We start from the raw sequence: 17462 nt of genomic DNA, 5'->3' as shown, positions 1-17462 counted from the left end.
CGGCGCCGTCCTTCGTCAGTGCGCCATCGGCGCGACCGCGAGGTCGGGCAGCACGTTCATGATGCGCAGGGTCTCCTGCACCACCTGGCTGAACACCGGCGCGGCCACCAGCCCGCCGAAGTACTTGCCGGCGCCGGGCTCGTCGACCATCACCGCGACGATGATGCGCGGCTTGTCGATCGGCGACATGCCGGTGTACCAGGCGCGGTACTTGTCGGAGGCATAGCCCTTGCCGACCTGCTTGTGGGCGGTGCCGGTCTTGCCGCCGACCGAATAGCCCATGGTCTGGGCCAGCGGCGCGGTGCCGCCGGGCGCGGCCGCCAGGTGCATCATCTGGCGCACCTCGCTGGCCACCAGCGGCGAGAACACCTGCACGCCCGTGGGCGGCGTGCCGTCGTTCTTCAGCAGGCTGACAGGGATCACCTCGCCGTCGTGCGCGAAGGCGGTGTAGGCATGGGCGATCTGGAACAGCGAGGCCGACAGGCCGTAGCCATAGGACATGGTGGCCTGCTCGATCGGCCGCCACGACTTCCACGGCCGCAGCCGCCCGGTCACCGCGCCCGGGAACACGGTCTGCGGCTTCTGGCCCAGGCCGACCGCGGTCAGCGAGTTCCACATCTCCTGCGCCGACATGCGCTGCGAGATCTTGGTGGCGCCGACGTTGCTCGACTTCTGGATCACGCCCTCGACCGTGAGCACGCCGAAGTTCTCGTCGTCGTGGATGGTGGCGCCCGAGACGGTGATGCGTCCCGGGTTGGTGTCGATAATGGTCTTGGGCGTGACGCGGCCGAGCTGCAGCGCGGTCGCGATGGTGATCGGCTTCATGGTCGAGCCGGGCTCGAAGACGTCCGTCATGGCGCGGTTGCGCAATTGCTCGCCGCTGAGGTTGCGCCGGTCGTTGGGGTTGTAGCTCGGGTAGTTGGCCATCGCCAGCAGCTCGCCGGTGCGCGCGTCGACCACCACCACGCTGCCGGCGCGGGCCTTGTTCGCGACCACGGCGTCGCGGATCTTCTCGTAGGCCACCGATTGCACGCGGTCGTCGATGCTCAGCTGGATGTCGCGCCCGTCGGTCGGCGGCACCTGATCCTCGGTGTCCTCGACGATGTGGCCGAGCCGGTCCTTGAGCACGTGGCGCGAGCCGGCCTTGCCGGCCAGGTCCTTGTCGAAGGCCAGCTCCACGCCTTCCTGGCCGATGTCCTCGACGTTGGTGAAGCCGGCCAGGTGGGCCGCGGCCTCGCCCTCGGGGTACTGGCGGCGGTAGTCGCGGCGCAGGTAGAGGCCCTTGATGCCGAGCGCCGCCACCTGCTTGGCGACCGACTCGTCGACCTGGCGCCGGATCCAGACGAAGCTCTTGTCCTCGTCCTCGAGCTTCTTGTCGAAGTCCTTCTGCGGCATGCCGAGCAGCCGTGCCGCCTCGTGCAGCCGGGCCTGCACGGCGGGATCGTCGCGCTCGATGTCCTCGGGAATGGCCCAGATGCTGGGCGCGGGAATGTCGGAGGCCAGGATCAGTCCGTTGCGGTCGAGGATGCGGCCGCGGTTGGCCGGCAGCTCGAGCGTGCGCAGGTAGCGCACCTCGCCCTGGTGCTGGAAGAAGTCGTTGTCGAAGACCTGCACGTAGGCCGCGCGCACCGCGAGCAGCAGGAAGCCGAAGGCCACGGCCGCGACGATGAGCTTGCTGCGCCAGACCGGTGTCCTGCTCGCGAGCAGGGGGCTGCTGCCATACCGGATGTGTCCGTTGGGCTTCATCGTTCTTGTGAGGGAGCGCTCTTCCCCGCCGTGTTGTTGTGGGCGGTAGAGGGGCCCGGAGGCCGCGAGTTCCGGGCCGGCGCGCGCGCTCATTCGGCGCTAAGACTGCGGCGGCGCGGGGCCATGGCCCCGCGTCGCGCGCTTCAGTGCATCACTGCGATTTCGGCCGCACGCTGATGATCGGGAACGGCGAGGGCACGCGGCCGTCGACGTCGCGCGGCATCACCTCGGTCTTCTGCACCGCGCGCAGCGCGGCGTCGTCCCAGGCGGCATTGCCGCTGGACTTCACGAGGCGCGGCGTGCCGACGATGGTGCCGTCGGGAGAGGTCTGGATCTGGATCTCGGCCGCGGGGTTGTCGCTGATCGAGTTCGGATCGAACACCACGTTGCGCTTGATGAGCGCGGCCACGCGGCCGAAGTAGCCGGCCGACGGCCCGCCGCTGCCCGCGCCCTTGCCCGAGCGCGGACCGGTGGTCTGCTCGGCCGTGGAGCCGGCCTGGCCCATCAGGCGGCGCAGGTTGTCCTGGCGGTCCTTGTCGAGCTGCGCCTTCTGCTGCTCGAGCTTCTTGGCGTCGTCGCGCTTCTTCTGTTCCGCGAGCTTCTGCTGCTCGGCCTGCTTCTGCTGCTGCAGTTCCTTCTGGCGCTCTTCCTCGCGCTTCCTGGCCTCGAGCTGGTCCTTCTCCTTCTTGGCCTGCGCTTCCTGGCGCTTCTTTTCCTGCTGGCGCTGCTGTTCCTGTTCGCGCTCGCGCTGTTCCTTTTCCTCGCGCAGCTTCTTCTCGCGCTCGAGCGCGATGTCGGGCGCCTTGGGCGCCGGCGTGGGATCGGGCCGCACGGCCTGCGGAGGAGGCGGCGGGGGTGGGGGAGGCGGCGGTGCGGGCGTGGGCTCGGGGGCCGGCGGCGGGTTGGCGATGCGCGGCGCGGCCACCTGCTGCGTGGGCGACCACAGCTCGGCTTCCACCGCGTCGTCGTCGCCTTCGCTCTTCCAGCGCACGCCCCAGGTCAGGGCGGCGATCAGCAGCGCGTGCGCGATCAGTGCGAGCACCACGGCGCGCGGCGTGCCGCGCTGCGGCGGCGGCGCGAACTCGGGGCGATCGAGGGCGAGTGACATGCGTTCTCGGGTCCGGCTGGCGCTACTTGGCGTTGGTGGTCTGGACCGACAGGCCCACGCGCTCGATGCCGGCGCGCTTGAGCTGGTTCATGGCCTTCACCACGGTCTCGTACTTGACCGACTTGTCGGCGCTGATGACCACCGGGCGCTGGTCGTCGCCGTTCTGCGCGGCCTTGGCGATGCTGCCGATCTGCGTCATCGGCACCGAGGCGCCACCGGTGCCCTGGGAGGGATCCTTCTTGACCTGGACCTCGTCGTCGCTCTTGATGACGATCTCGATCGGCTTGTCGGGCTGCTTGTTGGCGCGGTCGACCGTGGGCAGGTTGATCACGCTCGGCGTGATCAGCGGCGCGGTGACCATGAAGATGATCAGCAGCACCAGCATCACGTCGATGAACGGGACCATGTTGATCTCGTTGATCGTGCGGCGACCGCGGCCGCGGGACGAAACGGCGGGCATGCGTGCGCGCTCCGGTTCAGCGGTTGGTGGCCGAGGGGCCCGCCGGGGCCGCCGCGGACGGGTTGGAGGACAGGTTGCGCTGGAGGATGTTCGAGAACTCCTCGATGTAGGTCTCCAGGGCGATCGCGATCTTGTCGATCTCGCGCGCGAAGCGGTTGTAGCCCACCACGGCCGGGATGGCGGCGAACAGGCCGATGGCGGTGGCCACCAGCGCTTCGGCGATGCCGGGTGCCACGGTGGCGAGCGTGACCTGGGTCAGCGCGGCCAGGCCGGTGAAGGCATGCATGATCCCCCAGACCGTGCCGAACAGGCCGACGTAGGGCGAGACCGAGCCCACGGTCGCGAGGAAGGACAGGTTCTGTTCGGCCGCGTCGAGTTCGCGCTGGAAGCTCGCGCGCATCGCGCGGCGGGCGCCGTCGAGCAGCGTGGCGGCGTCGCTCACGTGGCGTTCGCGCAGCTTCTGGTACTCGCGCATGCCCGAGGCGAAGATGCGTTCCATGGGGCCGGCGAACTTGGCGTTCTGCGCCGCCGAGGCGAACAGCTCGTTGAGGCTGGTGCCCGACCAGAACTCGCGTTCGAAGTCGTCGTTGAGCGCGCGCATGCGCTTGAGCGCGAAGTACTTGCGGATGATCGCGGCCCAGCTCGCGATCGAGACGATCACCAGGAGGAGCACGACCGCTTGCACCATGAAGCTGGCATGGAGCAGGAGATTGATGATGGAGAGATCTTGATTCATGGCTTGAAGGGTTGAGTCATGGAGCCGCGATAGCGTTCGAGGGTTCCCGAAACCTGCGCCGGAATCCGTGCCGGGCGCAGGCTGGCGGCGTCGACCCAGCCGATGCGGATCGTGCCTTCGCACAGGAGGGTGGGGGTGGCGCCCGCCTGCTCCGGCTTCAGCAGCACGGTCTGCGCGATTATCAGTGAGGCGGAGCCCATCTGGCGCAGGTCGGCGGTGACGATGAGCTGATCGTCGAGGCGGGCGGGGCGGTGGTATTTGATCTGGGTCTCGCTGACGACGAACTGGCCGCCTGTTTCATTGCGCAGCTTGTTCTGCTCGACGCCCAGGGAGCGCAGCCATTCGGTGCGGCCGCGTTCCATGAACTTGAGGTAGTTGGCGTAGAAGACGATGCCGCCGGCGTCGGTGTCTTCCCAATAGACGCGTAGGGGGAACTCGTAGGTCATTCTTTTTTGAGGCTGTTGGCCGGGTCTCGCCCCGGCGGGCGAGTCACTTTCTTTTGCTTCGCCAAAAGAAAGTAACCAAAGAAAAGGCGACCCACTGTCTGCGACCCGCAGCGAAGCTGCGGGCAACCTGCGGTGCTCGCGTTTCGCGGGGTCTCGCAGAACTCGCTTCGCTCAAACAGCTGCGAGCCCTGATCCGCGAAACGCTGCGCTCCTCGGCGCAGCCAGAGGGGTGGTTCGGGCCGTCGCTGCGCTCGGCCGCAGATACCCGACAGGCCTTCGCTTCGCTCGGCCTCAGCGAAAGATCCAGGGCCTACGCATGCGCACTCACCACACAAGGACGCGCCACGGCGCGTTGACCCTGATCCCCTCTGGCTGTGCCGAGGAGCGCAGGGGAAAGCGGGATAAGGGCCGCAGCTGTCTGAGCGGAACGAAGTGCAGCGAGTTCTGCGGACCCCCGCTTTCCCCGAGCACCGCAGGTTGCCCGTAGCGAAGCGAAGGGACACAGACAGCGGGGTCGCCTTCTCTTTGGTTACTTTCTCTTGGCGAGACAAGAGAAAGTGACTCGCCCGCCGGGGCGAATTCCCGGCCAACGGCCTCAACAAAAAAGCAGCGTCAAACCAGAAAGCCGAACCCCTCATCCAGCCAAACCACGCAACCGACCAATAGCTTCCTCAAGATGCGCCATCGAACTAGCCGTAGAGAACCGAACAAAGCGAGCAGTATCAGCAGTCCCGAAGTCGCGCCCCGGAGTCACGGCCACATGCGCCCGCTTCATCGCCTCGAACGCAAAATCCCAGCTCCCCGAAATCCCGAGCCGAGCAGCCAGCCCCGAACAATCGGCCCAGGCGTAGAAAGCGCCATCCGGAACCACCGGAACCGGTAGCCCCAACGCCTCGAGCTGCGGAATGAACCAGTCGCGCCGCGCCTTGAACTCGCCGCGTCGCCGCTCGTACTCCGCAATGCTCTCCGCCTCGAAGCAAGCCAGCGCAGCGTACTGAGCCACCGTGCTCGCGCAGATGAACAGGTTCTGCGCCAGCCGTTCGACCACGGGCACCAGCACATCGGGCACCACCAGCCACCCCAGCCGCCACCCCGTCATGTTGAAGTACTTGCTGAAGCTGTTGATGCTGATCACGTTGTCGTCGATCGCCAGTGCCGTCTGCCCGTAGGCATCGTCGTAGGACAGCCCCAGGTAGATCTCGTCGATCAGCGTGATGCCGCCGCGCGAACTCACCACCTCGTGGATGCGCCGCAGCTCGTCGCGCGCGATCGAGGTGCCGGTCGGGTTCGAGGGCGAGGCCAGCAGCACGCCGCGGGTCTTGTCGGTCCACGCGGCCTCGACCTTGTCGGCGCTGAGCTGGAAACGCTCCTCGGCGGTGGTCGGGATCAGCACCGCCTTGCCCTCGGCCGCGCTCACGAAGTGGCGGTTGCAGGGATAGCTGGGGTCGGGCAGCAGGATCTCGTCGCCGGCTTCGATCAGCGTGAGGCAGGCCAACTGCAGCGCGGCCGAGGCGCCGGCCGTGACCACGATGCGGCGCGCCGGCACGTCGACGCCGAAGCGGTCGCGATACCACTGGCTGATGCGTTCGCGCAGATGGTCGAGGCCGGTGGCCTGGGTGTATTGCGTGGCACCGGCGCGCACCGCGCGTGCCGCGGCTTCCTGCACCAGCGGCGGCGCGGTGAAGTCGGGCTCGCCGATGTTCAGGAAGATCATCGGCCGGTCGGTGTGGGCCACCTCGCGCGCCAGCTTGCCGGCGGCCTTGGCCACTTCCATCACGTAGAAGGGCTCGATGCGCTCGGCCCGGGTCGAAATCCTCATGCGGGGTGCTTCGCGAAAGAAGAAGGAGGAAGAGGGGAAGGGATCAGGGCCGCGCCTTGCCGGTCGCGCGGTCGGCCTCGACCTCGAGCGGACGCAGCTGGGGCGCGAGGCCGTTGAGCACCGCGTTCACGTACTTGTGGCCGTCGGTGCCGCCGAACTCCTTGGCGAGCTCGATGCATTCGTTGAGCACCACGCGCCACGGCACGTCGAGGCAATGCTGGAACTCGTAGACACCGATCCACATCACGGCATGCTCGATCGGCGAGATCTCGGCCAGCTTGCGGTCGAGCAGCGGCACGATCAGCGCGTCGAGCTGCTCGGCGCCTTCGATCGAGCCGTGCAGCAGCGCGTCGTAGTGCGCGGCATCGGCCTTGTGGAAGCCCGCGAGGTCGCGCGTGAAGCTGTCGATGGCGGCCGGCTCGTTGCGGCCCACCAGGTGCTGGTAGAGCGCCTGCAGCGCGAACTCGCGCGCGCGGGTGCGGTTGGACTTGGCCGAGGCCTTGCGCGCGCCGGTGGCTGTGAGGCCGGTGCGCGTCGCTCGCGCCTTGTCCGGTCGTGCGGAACGCTGCGGCGCAGCGCCTCCCTGGTCTTCTTGGGTGTTGTCGTCGGTCATGAAAGGTCGGCCAGCAGTCGCGCCATTTCGACCGCCACGCGGGCCGCGTCGCGGCCCTTGTCGGTCTGGCGGGCGACGGCCTGCTCGAGGTTCTCGGTGGTGAGGATGGCGTTGGCGATGGGCAGCTTGTAGTCGAGCGCCACGCGGCTCACGCTCGCGCCCGATTCGTTGGCCACCAGTTCGAAGTGGTAGGTCTCGCCGCGGATGATGCAGCCCAGCGCGACCAGCGCGTGGTAGCCGCCGCGCTCGGCCAGCGCCTGCAGCGCGACCGGCACTTCGAGCGCGCCGGGCACGCGCACGTGGTGGATGTCGTTGGCGGCCACGCCCAGCGCCGCGAACTCGTCGAGGCAGGCGCTGGCGAGCGCATCGGTGATGTCGGCATTGAAGCGCGCCTGCACGATGCCGATGCGCAGTCCCTTGCCGCTGTTGCCGTCCAGCGGCTTGTCGGCCGCGCCCTGGTTTGCACCTTGCATGTCGTTCAGTCCTTTGCCAGATAGCCGGCGATCTCGAGGCCGTAGCCGGCCGCCATGCTCGGCATGCGCCGCGGCGTGCCGAGCAATCTCATCTTCTGCACGCCGCATTCGCGCAGGATCTGCGCGCCGATGCCGTAGCTGCGCAGGTCCATGCGGCCGCGCTCGGGCGCCTGCGCGGGGCGCGCGGTGCCGTCGAACTGGGCCAGCAGCTCGTGCGCCGTCTCGCCGCAGTTCAGCAGCACGGCCACGCCCCGGTCGAGCTGCGCGATGTGCGAGAGGCTGGCGTCCAGGCTCCACGAGTGCAGCGAGCGGTTGATTTCGAGCGCGTCGAGCACCGACAGCGGCTCGTGCACGCGCACGTCGACCGTGTCCTCGGGCGCCCACTTGCCGCGCACCAGCGCGAGGTGCACGCCGCCGCTGGGCTGGTCGACGAAGGCATGGGCGGTGAACGCGCCCCAGGCGGTCTGGATCTCGCGACAGCCGACCTTCTTGATCAGCGATTCGGTGCGGCTGCGGTGCTCGATCAGCGCCGCGATGGTGCCGATCTTGAGGCCGTGCTCGGCCGCGAACAGCTGCAGGTCGGGCAGGCGCGCCATCGTGCCGTCCTCGTTCATCACCTCGCAGATCACCGAGGCGGGCGAGCAGCCGGCCATGGCGGCGAGGTCGCAGCCGGCCTCGGTATGGCCGGCGCGCATCAGCACGCCGCCGTCGACTGCCTGCAGCGGGAAGATGTGGCCGGGCTGCACCAGGTCGGCGGCCACGGCGTTGCGCGCCACCGCGGCCTGCACGGTGCGGGCCCGGTCGGCGGCCGAGATGCCGGTGGTCACGCCCTCGGCGGCCTCGATCGATACCGTGAAGGCGGTGGCGTGCTTGGTGCCGTTGCGCGCCACCATCGGCGGCAGCTGCAGGCGTTCGCACATCTCGCGCGACAGCGTGAGGCAGATCAGGCCGCGCGCATGGCGGGCCATGAAGTTGATGGCCTCGGGCGTGATGTGGTCGGCGGCGACCACGATGTCGCCCTCGTTCTCGCGGTCTTCCTCGTCGACGAGGATGACCATGCGGCCGGCGGCCAGTTCGGCCACGATCTCCTCGACCGGGGAGATCGGCGCGGGCGTCCGATTGGCGCGCGAGGCGCCGATCGGCGTGACGGATGCGTTCATGATGGGGCGGGGTCCTTGGATGCGGGGAATGTCGGTGTCAGGCCGGCCGGGCCGGCTGCAGCACGCCCGCCTGGAGCATGCGCTCCACGTAGCGCGCCACGGTGTCGATTTCGAGGTTCACGCGCGAGCCGGCGCGCAGGTCGCCCAGCGAGGTGTTCTGCACGGTGTGCGGGATCAGGTTGATGCTGATCCCGCTGCTGCCGTCGGCCGCGTCGGCGACGGTGTTGACCGTCAGGCTCACGCCGTTGATGGTGATCGAGCCCTTGTAGGCCAGGAAGCGCGCCAGCGCCTGAGGCGCGACCACGCGCAGCTCCCAGCTCTCGCCCACGGGCTCGAAGCGGCTCACGGTGCCGATGCCGTCGACGTGGCCCGAGACGATGTGGCCGCCGAGGCGGTCGCTCGCGCGCAGGGCTTTCTCGAGGTTGATGCGCGCACCTTCCTCGGTCAGGCCCGCCGTTTTATCGAGCGATTCGGCGGAGATGTCGATGGTGAAGAGCCTCTGCGCGGGGTCGAAACTGGTGACGGTCATGCAGGCGCCGTTGAGCGCGATGCTGTCGCCGAGGCCGACGTCGTCGAGGTAGCCGTCGGGCGCCGCGATGCCGAGTCTCTTGCCGTGGGAGGAGGAGGAGCCGAGGTCGTGGATGGCGGCGATGCGCCCCACGCCGGTGATGATTCCGGTGAACATCCGCGCATTTTCGCAGGTCCGGAAGGCCCGCGGCATTTCCTGGCACTTCGGGACCGCCGGCGGGGTCGCGCGGGCGGCTCTGGACGGCGGCCGGCGCGCCGCGGGCGGCGTCAGAAAGCGTCCCGGCCGGCCACGCGCGCCACGATCCGCAGGTCGGGCCCGATCATGTCGACCGAGCGGAATGCCAGCGGCAGCGCCCCGGCCAGCGAGACCAGCGGGCCGCCGGCGTGGATCTGGCTCGCGATGTCCAGGCCGCTGCCGATCAGCTTGGGCGCGAGATAGACCAGCAGTTCGTCGACGCAGCCCTCGCGCAGCAGCGAGCCGTTGAGCTTGTGGCCCGATTCCACGTGCAGTTCGTTGACGCCGCGCGCCGCGAGGTCGCGCAGCATCGCCCCCAGGTCGACCTTGCCGTGGGCATTCGGCAGGCAACTGACCGTGGCGCCGCGCGCCTCGAGCGCCGCGGCGCGGGCTTCGTCGCGCACCGCCGCGTAGATCCAGACCGCGCGGCCTGCTATGAAAAGGTGAGCGTCAGGCGGCGTCTGCAGGTGGCTGTCGACGATCACCAGGTGCGGCTGGCGCGGCGTCTCGACCAGCCGTACGTCCAGGCGCGGGTTGTCCTCGAGCACCGTGCCGACGCCCGTCAGCACCGCACTGGCCCGGGCGCGCCAGGCGTGGCCGTCGGCGCGCGCGGCCTCGGCCGTGATCCATTGGCTCACGCCGTTGGCGAGGCCGGTGCGGCCGTCGAGCGAGGCCGCGACCTTCATGCGCACCCAGGGGGTCTTGCGGACCATGCGCGAGAGGAAGCCGAGGTTGAGCTCGCGCGCTTCCTCGGCGCCTGGGCCCACCTCGACCGCCACGCCCGCCGCGCGCAGCCGCTCGAAGCCCTGGCCCGCGACCAGCGGATTGGGATCGGCGAGCGAGGCGACGACACGGCCGATGCCGGCCGCGATCAGCGCGTCGCAGCACGGGCCGGTGCGGCCATGGTGGGCGCAGGGTTCGAGCGTGACGTAGGCGCTGGCGCCCGCGACCGAATGCCCCTGTGCCGCCGCGTCGCGCAGCGCCATCACCTCGGCATGCGGGCCGCCGGCCTTCTGCGTGTGGCCCTGGCCGAGCACGCTGCCCTGCGCATCGGCGATCACGCAGCCCACGCGCGGGTTCGGGTCGGTGATCAGCAGCGCCGACGCGGCCAGGCGCAGGGCGCTCGCCATGTGCTGGGCGTCGTGTTCGGGGGAGGGCATGGAGGCTTCGCGAGGAAAAGTTGACACGGGTGCGCCGGGATCATACGAGCGGCGCGCGAATGCGGATGGACGGCGCGGCGTCCGCGCATGGGGCGCTCGTACGCTTGCCGTTCGATCGCGAGACACGCGACACAAGAAGAGAACGGGGGAGGGATGGACATGAAAAGGTCGAATCGATCGGCGCGCGCCGCCTCGGGTTTTTCGCTCGTGGAAGTGCTGGTCTCCATCGCGCTGCTGAGCCTCGGGCTGCTCGGCGCGGCGGCGATGCTGCTGCACGCGGTGCGCGCGAGCGGCGAGGCCGCGAACTTCGGCGCGGCGCTGAACCTGGTGCGCGAGCTGTCGGAGAAGACGCGGCTCAACCGGAGCGTGGCGGCGCGGCGCGATGCGGCCAATGGCTACCTCGTGGCGAGCTGGACCGCGGCCTCCGCCACGGGCGAGACCGACGGTCCCGATTGCGCGGCGGCCTCCGCCGCCTGCAAGCCCGAGGACCTCGCGCGCTGGGACATGCAGGCGTGGAAGCGCCGCGCCGCGAAGGCCCTGCCCGGCGCGCGCGCCACGGTCTGCTTCGACGGCAATCCATGGAACGATGCATCGGGCGCCCATGCCTGGGCCTGCGAGGCCGACGGACCGTTGCTGGTCGTCAAGCTCGGCTGGTTGCCGCGCAACGCGAGCGAGGCGCAGCGCCGCGCGGGGGCATCGGCAGCGCCGCGGCTCGCGCTGCCGCTGATGCCCGGGCAGGCGGTCGAGGGCGCGCGCGGTGGCTGAGCGCGGCATCTCGCTGGTCGAACTGATGGTCGCGCTGGCGCTCGGCCTGGTGGTCGTGCTCATGGCCATGCTGGCCTTCGGCGGCAGCCGGCAGTTGTTCGTGGCCGAGTCCGAGGCCCGCACGGTGGAGGAGTCGCTGCGCTTCGCGGCCTTCGTCGTGCGGCGCACGGTGCGGCAGGCCGGCTATGCCGATCGCGCGGCCGGCGATTCGGCCGTGGCCGCCGGGAACGACCCCTTCGACCTCGACATCGTCGGCGCGCGCAACACGCGCGTCGGCGCCAGCGGCGAGAGCTACGGGAAGCACGGCGCCCGCGGCGTGAACGACAGCGATTCGCTGCTCGTGCGCTTTGCCGGCAGCTCGCGCACCGACGACGACGGCAATGCCACGGAAGCCGACGGCACCATGGTCGACTGCATGGGCTTCGCGCAGGCCGCGCCGGGCGCCGGCACCGCCACGCCGGCCGACCGCGCCTGGAGCATCTTCCACGTGGCCGAGGCCGCCGACGGGGAGCCCGAGCTCTATTGCAAGTACCGCGGGGACCGGGGTGGCAGCTTCCGGTCCGAACCGCTGGCGCGCGGCATCGAGGTGTTTCGCGTGCTGTTCGGGCGCGACCTCGATGGCGACGGCACGCCCGAGCAGTGGCTCGATGCCGCGCAACTCGACGCATTGGCCACGGCCTCGTCGCTGGGCCACGCGGCCTGGCGCCAGGTGGTGGCGCTGCGCATCGGGATGGTGGCGCGCAGCGCGCGGCCGGGCCGTTGGCCACCGCCCGAAGAGGCGCAGCTTCATCCGCTCGGCCCCGAGTTCCCTTCGGCCCGCTTCCGGCCCGCCGCCGATGGGCGGCTGCGGCGTGTGATGAGCTTCACGGTGGCGCTGCGCAACAGCCAGCGCGCGGACGCGCCATGAACCGGAGCGCGCGCGTCTCGCGGGGTTTCTCGCTGATCGTCGTGCTGATGCTGCTGCTCGTCGTGTCGGTGCTCGGCCTGGCCGCGGCGCAGAACGCGCTGGTCGGCGAGCGGATCGTGCGCAACGAGCGCGATGCCGAGGTGGCGTTCCAGGCCGCCGAGGCCGCGCTGCTCGATGCCGAGCGCGATGTGCTCGGGCCCAGCGACCATGCGGCCCGGCGGCTGTGCCTGTTCGATGGCCGCGATGTCTCGGCCTTCGTCGCCGATTGCGCCGGCACCGGTGCACGGCTGGGGCTTTGCGCGGCCGCGCCGGTGGGCGCCGAGCCGGCGTGGATGCGGGTCGATTTCGCACCCGATGCCGGCCGGTCGGTGGCCTATGGCCGCTTCACGGGGCAGGTCTATGCCACCGGTGCCGGTGGGCTGTCGGCACGCGCGCCGCGCTATGTCGTCGAAGCGTTGCGCAGCCGCGGTGGCGGCGCGCAGGGCGTGCTGCACAGCGCGAGCGCGGCCGCCGCGACGCCGCATGTCTTCCGCGTCACCGCCATCGGCTACGGGCCGCGCGAAGAGACACGGGTGCTGCTGCAGACCACGCTGGCGAAGCCATCGGCGAGTCCCGGTTGTTCCGTCGCTTCTTCTCCTTCTTCCTGATCGGACCGCCATGCCCTCGCTTCGAACATTCATCGTGTGCATCGTCCTGCTTTGCTGCACGACATGGAGGGGGCCGGCATGGGCCGGCGCGTCGTCCGCCATACCGTCCGCCATGCCGCCCGATGCGCTGCTGACCAGCGTGCCGCTTCACGCGCTGGCGGGCCAGCCCGACCCCAACGTCGTGATCGACCTGTCGATCCGGGGCCGGAACGCGGGACCGGCGTACCTCGGCAGCTTCGAACCCGCCAGGGTCTACGGCGGCTACTGGGATGCGAAGGGCTGCTACGACTACCTGCGCGTCGAAGGCCATTTCCGTCGCCTGGCAACGGCCGCCACGCTCGCCGGTGGCGAGCTCGTCTGCAACGGGCAATGGAGCGGCAATCTGCTGAACTGGGCCACGGCATCGCCGCTCGACCATCTGCGCATGGCGCTGACCGGCGGCGACCGCGTGGCGGACACGCCGGAGCGGACCGTGCTGCAGCGCGCGACCTGGCCGATCGAGGCCGGCCTCGAGCTTCCCGTCAAGACCGTGCGCGGGCATCTCGAGTGGCTGGTTCCGCCCGGCAGGCTTCGCGCGAACGGGACGCTGCGCATCCGCAACTGCGGGGATCGGCTGGTCGTCGATGCGGACGCCCGCGCCGATGCGGACCGTGGCTGCGTCTCGGCGGCCGGGGCCGATATCCACTTCGCGCGCGTCGAGGTCTGCGCCGCCGACGAGGCGGTCGTGCGCCGCGATCTGTGCGTCGCGTATCCCGGCGGGCACCACAAACCGGTGGGAGCCCTGCAGGTCAACGCGGGCGATGCGCGCTTCGCCGTGTTCGGCGGCGATCCCGGGCGCCATGGCGGCGTGCCGCGCGAAGCGATGAAGTCCATCGGGCCGGAGAAGACCGATGTCGGCTTCGATCGGGTTGCGAACCCGCGGGCCGAGTGGGATGCGCGCACGGGCGTGTTTCGCGACGACCCCGCGGGCACCGCGCAGGGCATCGTCGCGGCGGTGAACCGCTTCGGACGTTCGGGCGAGTACGCGCGCGCCGATGCCGCGGGCGAGCTGTTCCATGCATCGCTGCGCTATCTGCAGGCCAAGCCGCCGGCAGCCGTGGATCCGGTGCTTGGCAACTGCCAGCGCAACCATGTCCTGAGCATAGGCGGCCTCGATGCCCGCGAGGAACGTCCATGGCCGGGCGCGGCCTTCGAGCCCGACGTCGCGTACGGGGCCCGCCGCGTCGCTGCGTTCGAGAACCGGGATGCCGGCGCGGCCCATGGTTCCTTCGGCATGGCGGGACTCGCCTATTGGGCGCACACCCAGCGCATCCGCGCCGACCATCCCGATGCGCGCGTGCAGACCTTCGCGATCGACCTCGATGCCGGCCGCGGTGCCTCGGTGGGCGCGCGCCAGCGCGGCAGCGCGCTCTACCTGGCCGCGAAGTACGGCGGATTCGTGGACCGCAACGGCGATGGCGATCCGTTCCGCAGCACCGCGCTTTTCGGCGCCCCGGACGCGGCGGGCCGGCCGGCATGGTTCGGCAACGCCGAATGGGCGGAAGGGCTCGACAACGACGGGCGGCCGATGCCTGCCAACTACTTCCTGGCCAGCGATGCGCGATCGACGGCGGATGCATTGCGCGGCGTGCTGCGCCGTGCCACCGCGCCGTCGCTGGGCGCGAATGCCACGGCCGCGATCTCCTCGGACACGGTGGGGGCGGCCGGCGCGAGCCTCTACCGCTCTCGTTCCGACAGCCGGCGCTGGTCCGGCACCTTGCAATCGTTTCGCCTGTTCGTGGCGCCGGAGACCGGTGCCTTGCGCGTGGCCGACCAGCCGTCGTGGGATGCGGGTGCCTTGCTCGACGCGCGCCTGGAGAAGCCCGGTGCGGCGGCCTCGCGGAGGCTCTTCACGCTGTCGACCGCCGGCCTCGGCATCCCCTTCGAATGGGCGGCGCTCGACGAGCCCTTGCGGCGCTCGCTGCGCGCGGATCCAGATCCGGCGGCCGAGCCCGCGTCGATCGCATCGGCCGCATCGATCGATACCCTGGCCCGCGATCGTCTGAACTACCTGCGCGGCGAGCGCCGGAACGAAGCCTCGTTCGCGGGCGGCCGCTTGCGCGTGCGCGACTCGGTGATGGGCGACATCGCGCATGCGGCGCCGGTGTACGTGGGCGCACCCGATCCCGCTTCGCGCGAGGCTGGCTACCCGGCTTTCCTCGCCACCTACCGCCAGCGCGAGCCCGCCGTCTATCTGGGCGCCAACGACGGCATGCTGCATGCCTTCTCGGCGCGCACGGGCGAGGAGCTGTTCGGCTATGTCCCGCGTCTGCTGTTCCCGGTGCTTGGCACGCTCGCGCTGGCCGGTGGCCCGCATCGCGCCCATGTCGACGGCACGCCCGCCGTGGCCGAGGCACGCATGGCCAGCGGTCAGTGGAAGAGCGTGCTGGTCTCGGGCCTGGGCGCGGGCGCTGCAGGCGTCTTCGCGCTCGAGGTCAGCGATCCGGGCGCCTTCTCGGCCGACAAGGTGCTGTGGGAGTTCGGTGCTGCCGACGACCCCGACATGGGCCACCTGATGCAGCCGCCGCGCATCCTGAAGTTCCGCACCCGGGCCGCGACCACGGGCCATCCGGCCACCCACGCCTGGTTCGCGGTCGTGCCCTCGGGCTTCAACAACCGCAACCCCGAGAAGCGGGCCGCGCTGTTCCTGCTGTCGCTCGACAAGCCGGCCGGCACGCCCTGGCGGCGCGGCCTCGACTATCACAAGATCCTGTTGCCCCGGCCCGCGGACGCCAGCCTCGTCAATGCACTCGCGAGCGCGCCCGGCGACCATGCGGCCGACGACGGAACGGTCCGCTGGCTCTATGCCGGCGATACCCAGGGCAATCTGTGGAAGTTCGACTTCGAGCGCGATGCGCCGTGGAGCGAGGCCAACGCGCTGGGCTTCGGCGGCGTGCCGCTGACGGTCGCGACGGACGGCGACGCGGGCAGCCGGCGCCAGCCGATCACGGTGCCGCCGGAGGTGGGGCTCGGTCCGGGCGGCGGCGGCATCGTGCTGTTCGGCACCGGCAAGTTCGTCGAGCCGACGGACCTCGGTGCCTCTCGCCGCGGCCTCCAGACCGTGTATGCGGTGCAGGACACGGGCACGCCGATCCGTGCGGGCGAAGCGCGGGGGCAATTGGCGCCGCGGCGGGCGCGTTCCGTCGAGGGCGGGCTGACGGCCATCGAAGGCCCGCCATTCGTCTATGGCGCTTTCGATCGCACGACGACGCAGCGGCGTGGCTGGTACCTCGACCTGCCCGCGTCGCGCGACCAGGGCGAGCGCCAGGTCGCGCGGCCGGTGCTCGCCGACGGCCGCCTGTTCTTCAACACGCTGATCCCGCCGCGGGCGGCCTGCGACGACGGCGGGGGCCGCAGCTGTGCCGTGGATGCGATGACCGGCCTGTCGAAGGGCGGTACCTGCGTGCCTTCCGAGGCGGGGTTGCTCGGAGCGCCCTTGGTGGTCCAGCAGGGCGATGCGTCGTACGGCGCCGCCGATCCGACCGGGCGCAGGACCGAGACCCGGCGGCTCGCGGTCCTGAGCCCCGGTACCCGCCGGGACAAGGCGGTGTCGGTGGCCCAGCCGCTCGAGGACGCCACGGCAGCGCGGCGGGCCGGCCGCCTCAGCTGGCGGCAGGTGCCGGACCCGCAAAGGACGCGGCCATGATCTCCCGCCGCTGCCACCGAGCGGGCGCGGCCCTCGGCTGGAGCCTGATCGAGTTGCTGATCGCGCTCGCGATCGTCGCGATCCTCGCGGCCATCGCCTTCCCCTCGTACCTCGATGCGGCGCATCGCAGTTGGCGCGCCGAGGCGCGTTCGGCGCTGCTCGCTCAGATGCAGCAGCAGGAGCGCCACTTCACCGTCGATGGCCGCTACCGGCGCTACGAAGGCGATTCCGCCGAGAGCGGGCAGGGCGGCAAGTACCTCGTGCGCAGCGAGCACTGCGACGGCCAGCGCAGCCTCGACGACTGCCTGCGGCTCTCGGCGCGGCTCAAGCCCGGCTTCTCGGACCCGCCGGTCGGCAACCTGTGGCTGGACAGCACGGGCGGCCGCGGCTGCGACGGCGCGCAGCGTGAGCGGTGCTGGCAATGAAGCGCGCGGGACGGGCTCGCGGGCTCACGCTGATCGAGCTGCTCACCGTGATCGCCATCGTCGCCGTCCTGGCCGCCGTCGGCGTGCCGGGCTTTCGCGCGCTGCTGCTCCACCAGCGGCTGGAGGCCGCCTCGCAGGCCTTCGTCGCCGCGCTCGGAACGGCACGGATCGAAGCGATCCGGCGCGGCGAGCCGGTCAGCGTGCTGGCGGAAGGCGGCGCCGGGTGGAACGGGGGCTGGGCGGTCGTCGCCGACCCGGACGGCAAAGGCGCGCCGCGCGTCCTGCGCCGTTTCGACAGGCTGCCGCCGGGCATCGCCGTCGACCCGGGGTTGGGCGACGGCTTGGTGCAGGGCGTGCACTACGACGGCAACGGCTTCTCGCGGCGCGCGCGCAATGCGGGCTTCGGCGCGGGCTGCCTGGTGTTCAAGGCCGAGACAAGACGGCGCGCGGCCATCGTCCTCTCGGCGTCGGGGCGCGCGCGCAGCTGCAATCCCGACCAGGCGGGGGAATGCGGAACGGGGGTGTGCGGGCGGGGCGGCGGGTAGGCCT

At 70.8% G+C, this 17462-nt stretch carries 17 protein-coding genes; 6 read left to right on the top strand and 11 right to left on the bottom strand.

Annotated elements, in window-relative coordinates; all coding sequences use genetic code 11:
* Nucleotides 1-15: 15 nt before the first annotated feature.
* The 11 genes from AC1HIL_RS22960 to ribD form a co-directional block, all read right to left on the bottom strand.
* The gene (locus AC1HIL_RS22960) at nt 16-1746 is read right to left on the bottom strand and encodes a peptidoglycan D,D-transpeptidase FtsI family protein (RefSeq protein ID WP_261207401.1); all 1731 of its coding nucleotides are present in this window, start codon (nt 1744-1746) and stop codon (nt 16-18) included.
* Nucleotides 1747-1897: 151 nt separating this feature from the next.
* The gene (gene tolA, locus AC1HIL_RS22955; protein ID WP_296730922.1) at nt 1898-2854 is read right to left on the bottom strand and encodes a cell envelope integrity protein TolA; all 957 of its coding nucleotides are present in this window, start codon (nt 2852-2854) and stop codon (nt 1898-1900) included.
* A 22-nt stretch (nt 2855-2876) separates the two neighbouring features.
* Entirely contained in the window at nt 2877-3314 is a 438-nt protein-coding gene (locus tag AC1HIL_RS22950; RefSeq protein WP_057594490.1) for a biopolymer transporter ExbD, read from the bottom strand.
* Nucleotides 3315-3330: 16 nt separating this feature from the next.
* On the bottom strand, nt 3331-4050 hold the full coding sequence (gene tolQ, locus AC1HIL_RS22945; RefSeq protein ID WP_057594489.1) for a protein TolQ: 720 nt from the start codon (nt 4048-4050) through the stop codon (nt 3331-3333).
* On the bottom strand, nt 4047-4496 hold the full coding sequence (ybgC, locus tag AC1HIL_RS22940) for a tol-pal system-associated acyl-CoA thioesterase (protein WP_093344330.1): 450 nt from the start codon (nt 4494-4496) through the stop codon (nt 4047-4049). Before ybgC ends, tolQ begins: the two co-directional genes overlap by 4 nt.
* A gap of 634 nt (nt 4497-5130) precedes the next feature.
* Nucleotides 5131-6315 (bottom strand): pyridoxal phosphate-dependent aminotransferase, encoded by a 1185-nt coding sequence (locus AC1HIL_RS22935; RefSeq protein ID WP_057594487.1) that lies wholly within the window; start codon nt 6313-6315, stop codon nt 5131-5133.
* Between the two features lie 43 nt (nt 6316-6358).
* A complete protein-coding gene (gene nusB / locus AC1HIL_RS22930; RefSeq protein WP_479670071.1) occupies nt 6359-6928 on the bottom strand; it encodes a transcription antitermination factor NusB in 570 nt (189 codons plus the stop codon).
* Nucleotides 6925-7401, bottom strand: a complete 477-nt coding sequence (ribH, locus tag AC1HIL_RS22925; RefSeq protein ID WP_057594485.1) for a 6,7-dimethyl-8-ribityllumazine synthase — start codon at nt 7399-7401, stop codon at nt 6925-6927. Before ribH ends, nusB begins: the two co-directional genes overlap by 4 nt.
* A gap of 5 nt (nt 7402-7406) precedes the next feature.
* Entirely contained in the window at nt 7407-8561 is a 1155-nt protein-coding gene (gene ribBA / locus AC1HIL_RS22920; RefSeq protein WP_057594484.1) for a bifunctional 3,4-dihydroxy-2-butanone-4-phosphate synthase/GTP cyclohydrolase II, read from the bottom strand.
* 37 nt (nt 8562-8598) lie between these two features.
* Complete coding sequence (locus AC1HIL_RS22915) at nt 8599-9246, bottom strand: riboflavin synthase (RefSeq protein ID WP_479670070.1); 648 nt, start codon at nt 9244-9246, stop codon at nt 8599-8601.
* A 110-nt stretch (nt 9247-9356) separates the two neighbouring features.
* Nucleotides 9357-10484 (bottom strand): bifunctional diaminohydroxyphosphoribosylaminopyrimidine deaminase/5-amino-6-(5-phosphoribosylamino)uracil reductase RibD, encoded by a 1128-nt coding sequence (ribD, locus tag AC1HIL_RS22910; RefSeq protein WP_479670069.1) that lies wholly within the window; start codon nt 10482-10484, stop codon nt 9357-9359.
* A 159-nt stretch (nt 10485-10643) separates the two neighbouring features.
* Here ribD and pilV point away from each other — a divergent pair, with 159 nt between their 5' ends.
* The 6 genes from pilV to AC1HIL_RS22880 all read left to right on the top strand — a co-directional run bounded on the left by pilV (nt 10644) and on the right by AC1HIL_RS22880 (nt 17458).
* Complete coding sequence (pilV, locus tag AC1HIL_RS22905; RefSeq protein ID WP_479670068.1) at nt 10644-11249, top strand: type IV pilus modification protein PilV; 606 nt, start codon at nt 10644-10646, stop codon at nt 11247-11249.
* Complete coding sequence (locus AC1HIL_RS22900; protein WP_479670067.1) at nt 11242-12156, top strand: PilW family protein; 915 nt, start codon at nt 11242-11244, stop codon at nt 12154-12156. Before pilV ends, AC1HIL_RS22900 begins: the two co-directional genes overlap by 8 nt.
* Entirely contained in the window at nt 12153-12803 is a 651-nt protein-coding gene (locus AC1HIL_RS22895; RefSeq protein ID WP_479670066.1) for a pilus assembly protein, read from the top strand. Before AC1HIL_RS22900 ends, AC1HIL_RS22895 begins: the two co-directional genes overlap by 4 nt.
* A gap of 112 nt (nt 12804-12915) precedes the next feature.
* Nucleotides 12916-16488 carry a pilus assembly protein gene (locus AC1HIL_RS22890; RefSeq protein ID WP_479672778.1) on the top strand — a complete coding sequence of 1191 codons (3573 nt, stop codon included), beginning with the start codon at nt 12916-12918 and terminating at the stop codon, nt 16486-16488.
* Nucleotides 16485-16913 carry a type IV pilin protein gene (locus AC1HIL_RS22885; RefSeq protein ID WP_057598813.1) on the top strand — a complete coding sequence of 143 codons (429 nt, stop codon included), beginning with the start codon at nt 16485-16487 and terminating at the stop codon, nt 16911-16913. The genes AC1HIL_RS22890 and AC1HIL_RS22885 overlap by 4 nt, the downstream gene beginning before the upstream one ends.
* Entirely contained in the window at nt 16910-17458 is a 549-nt protein-coding gene (locus tag AC1HIL_RS22880) for a GspH/FimT family pseudopilin (RefSeq protein WP_479670064.1), read from the top strand. Before AC1HIL_RS22885 ends, AC1HIL_RS22880 begins: the two co-directional genes overlap by 4 nt.
* Nucleotides 17459-17462: the final 4 nt, after the last annotated feature.

The organism is Variovorax sp. ISS6, from assembly GCF_056523145.1.
The sequence above is the reverse complement of the archived record's forward strand: the minus strand, read 5'-3'. Positions and strand labels throughout refer to the sequence as shown.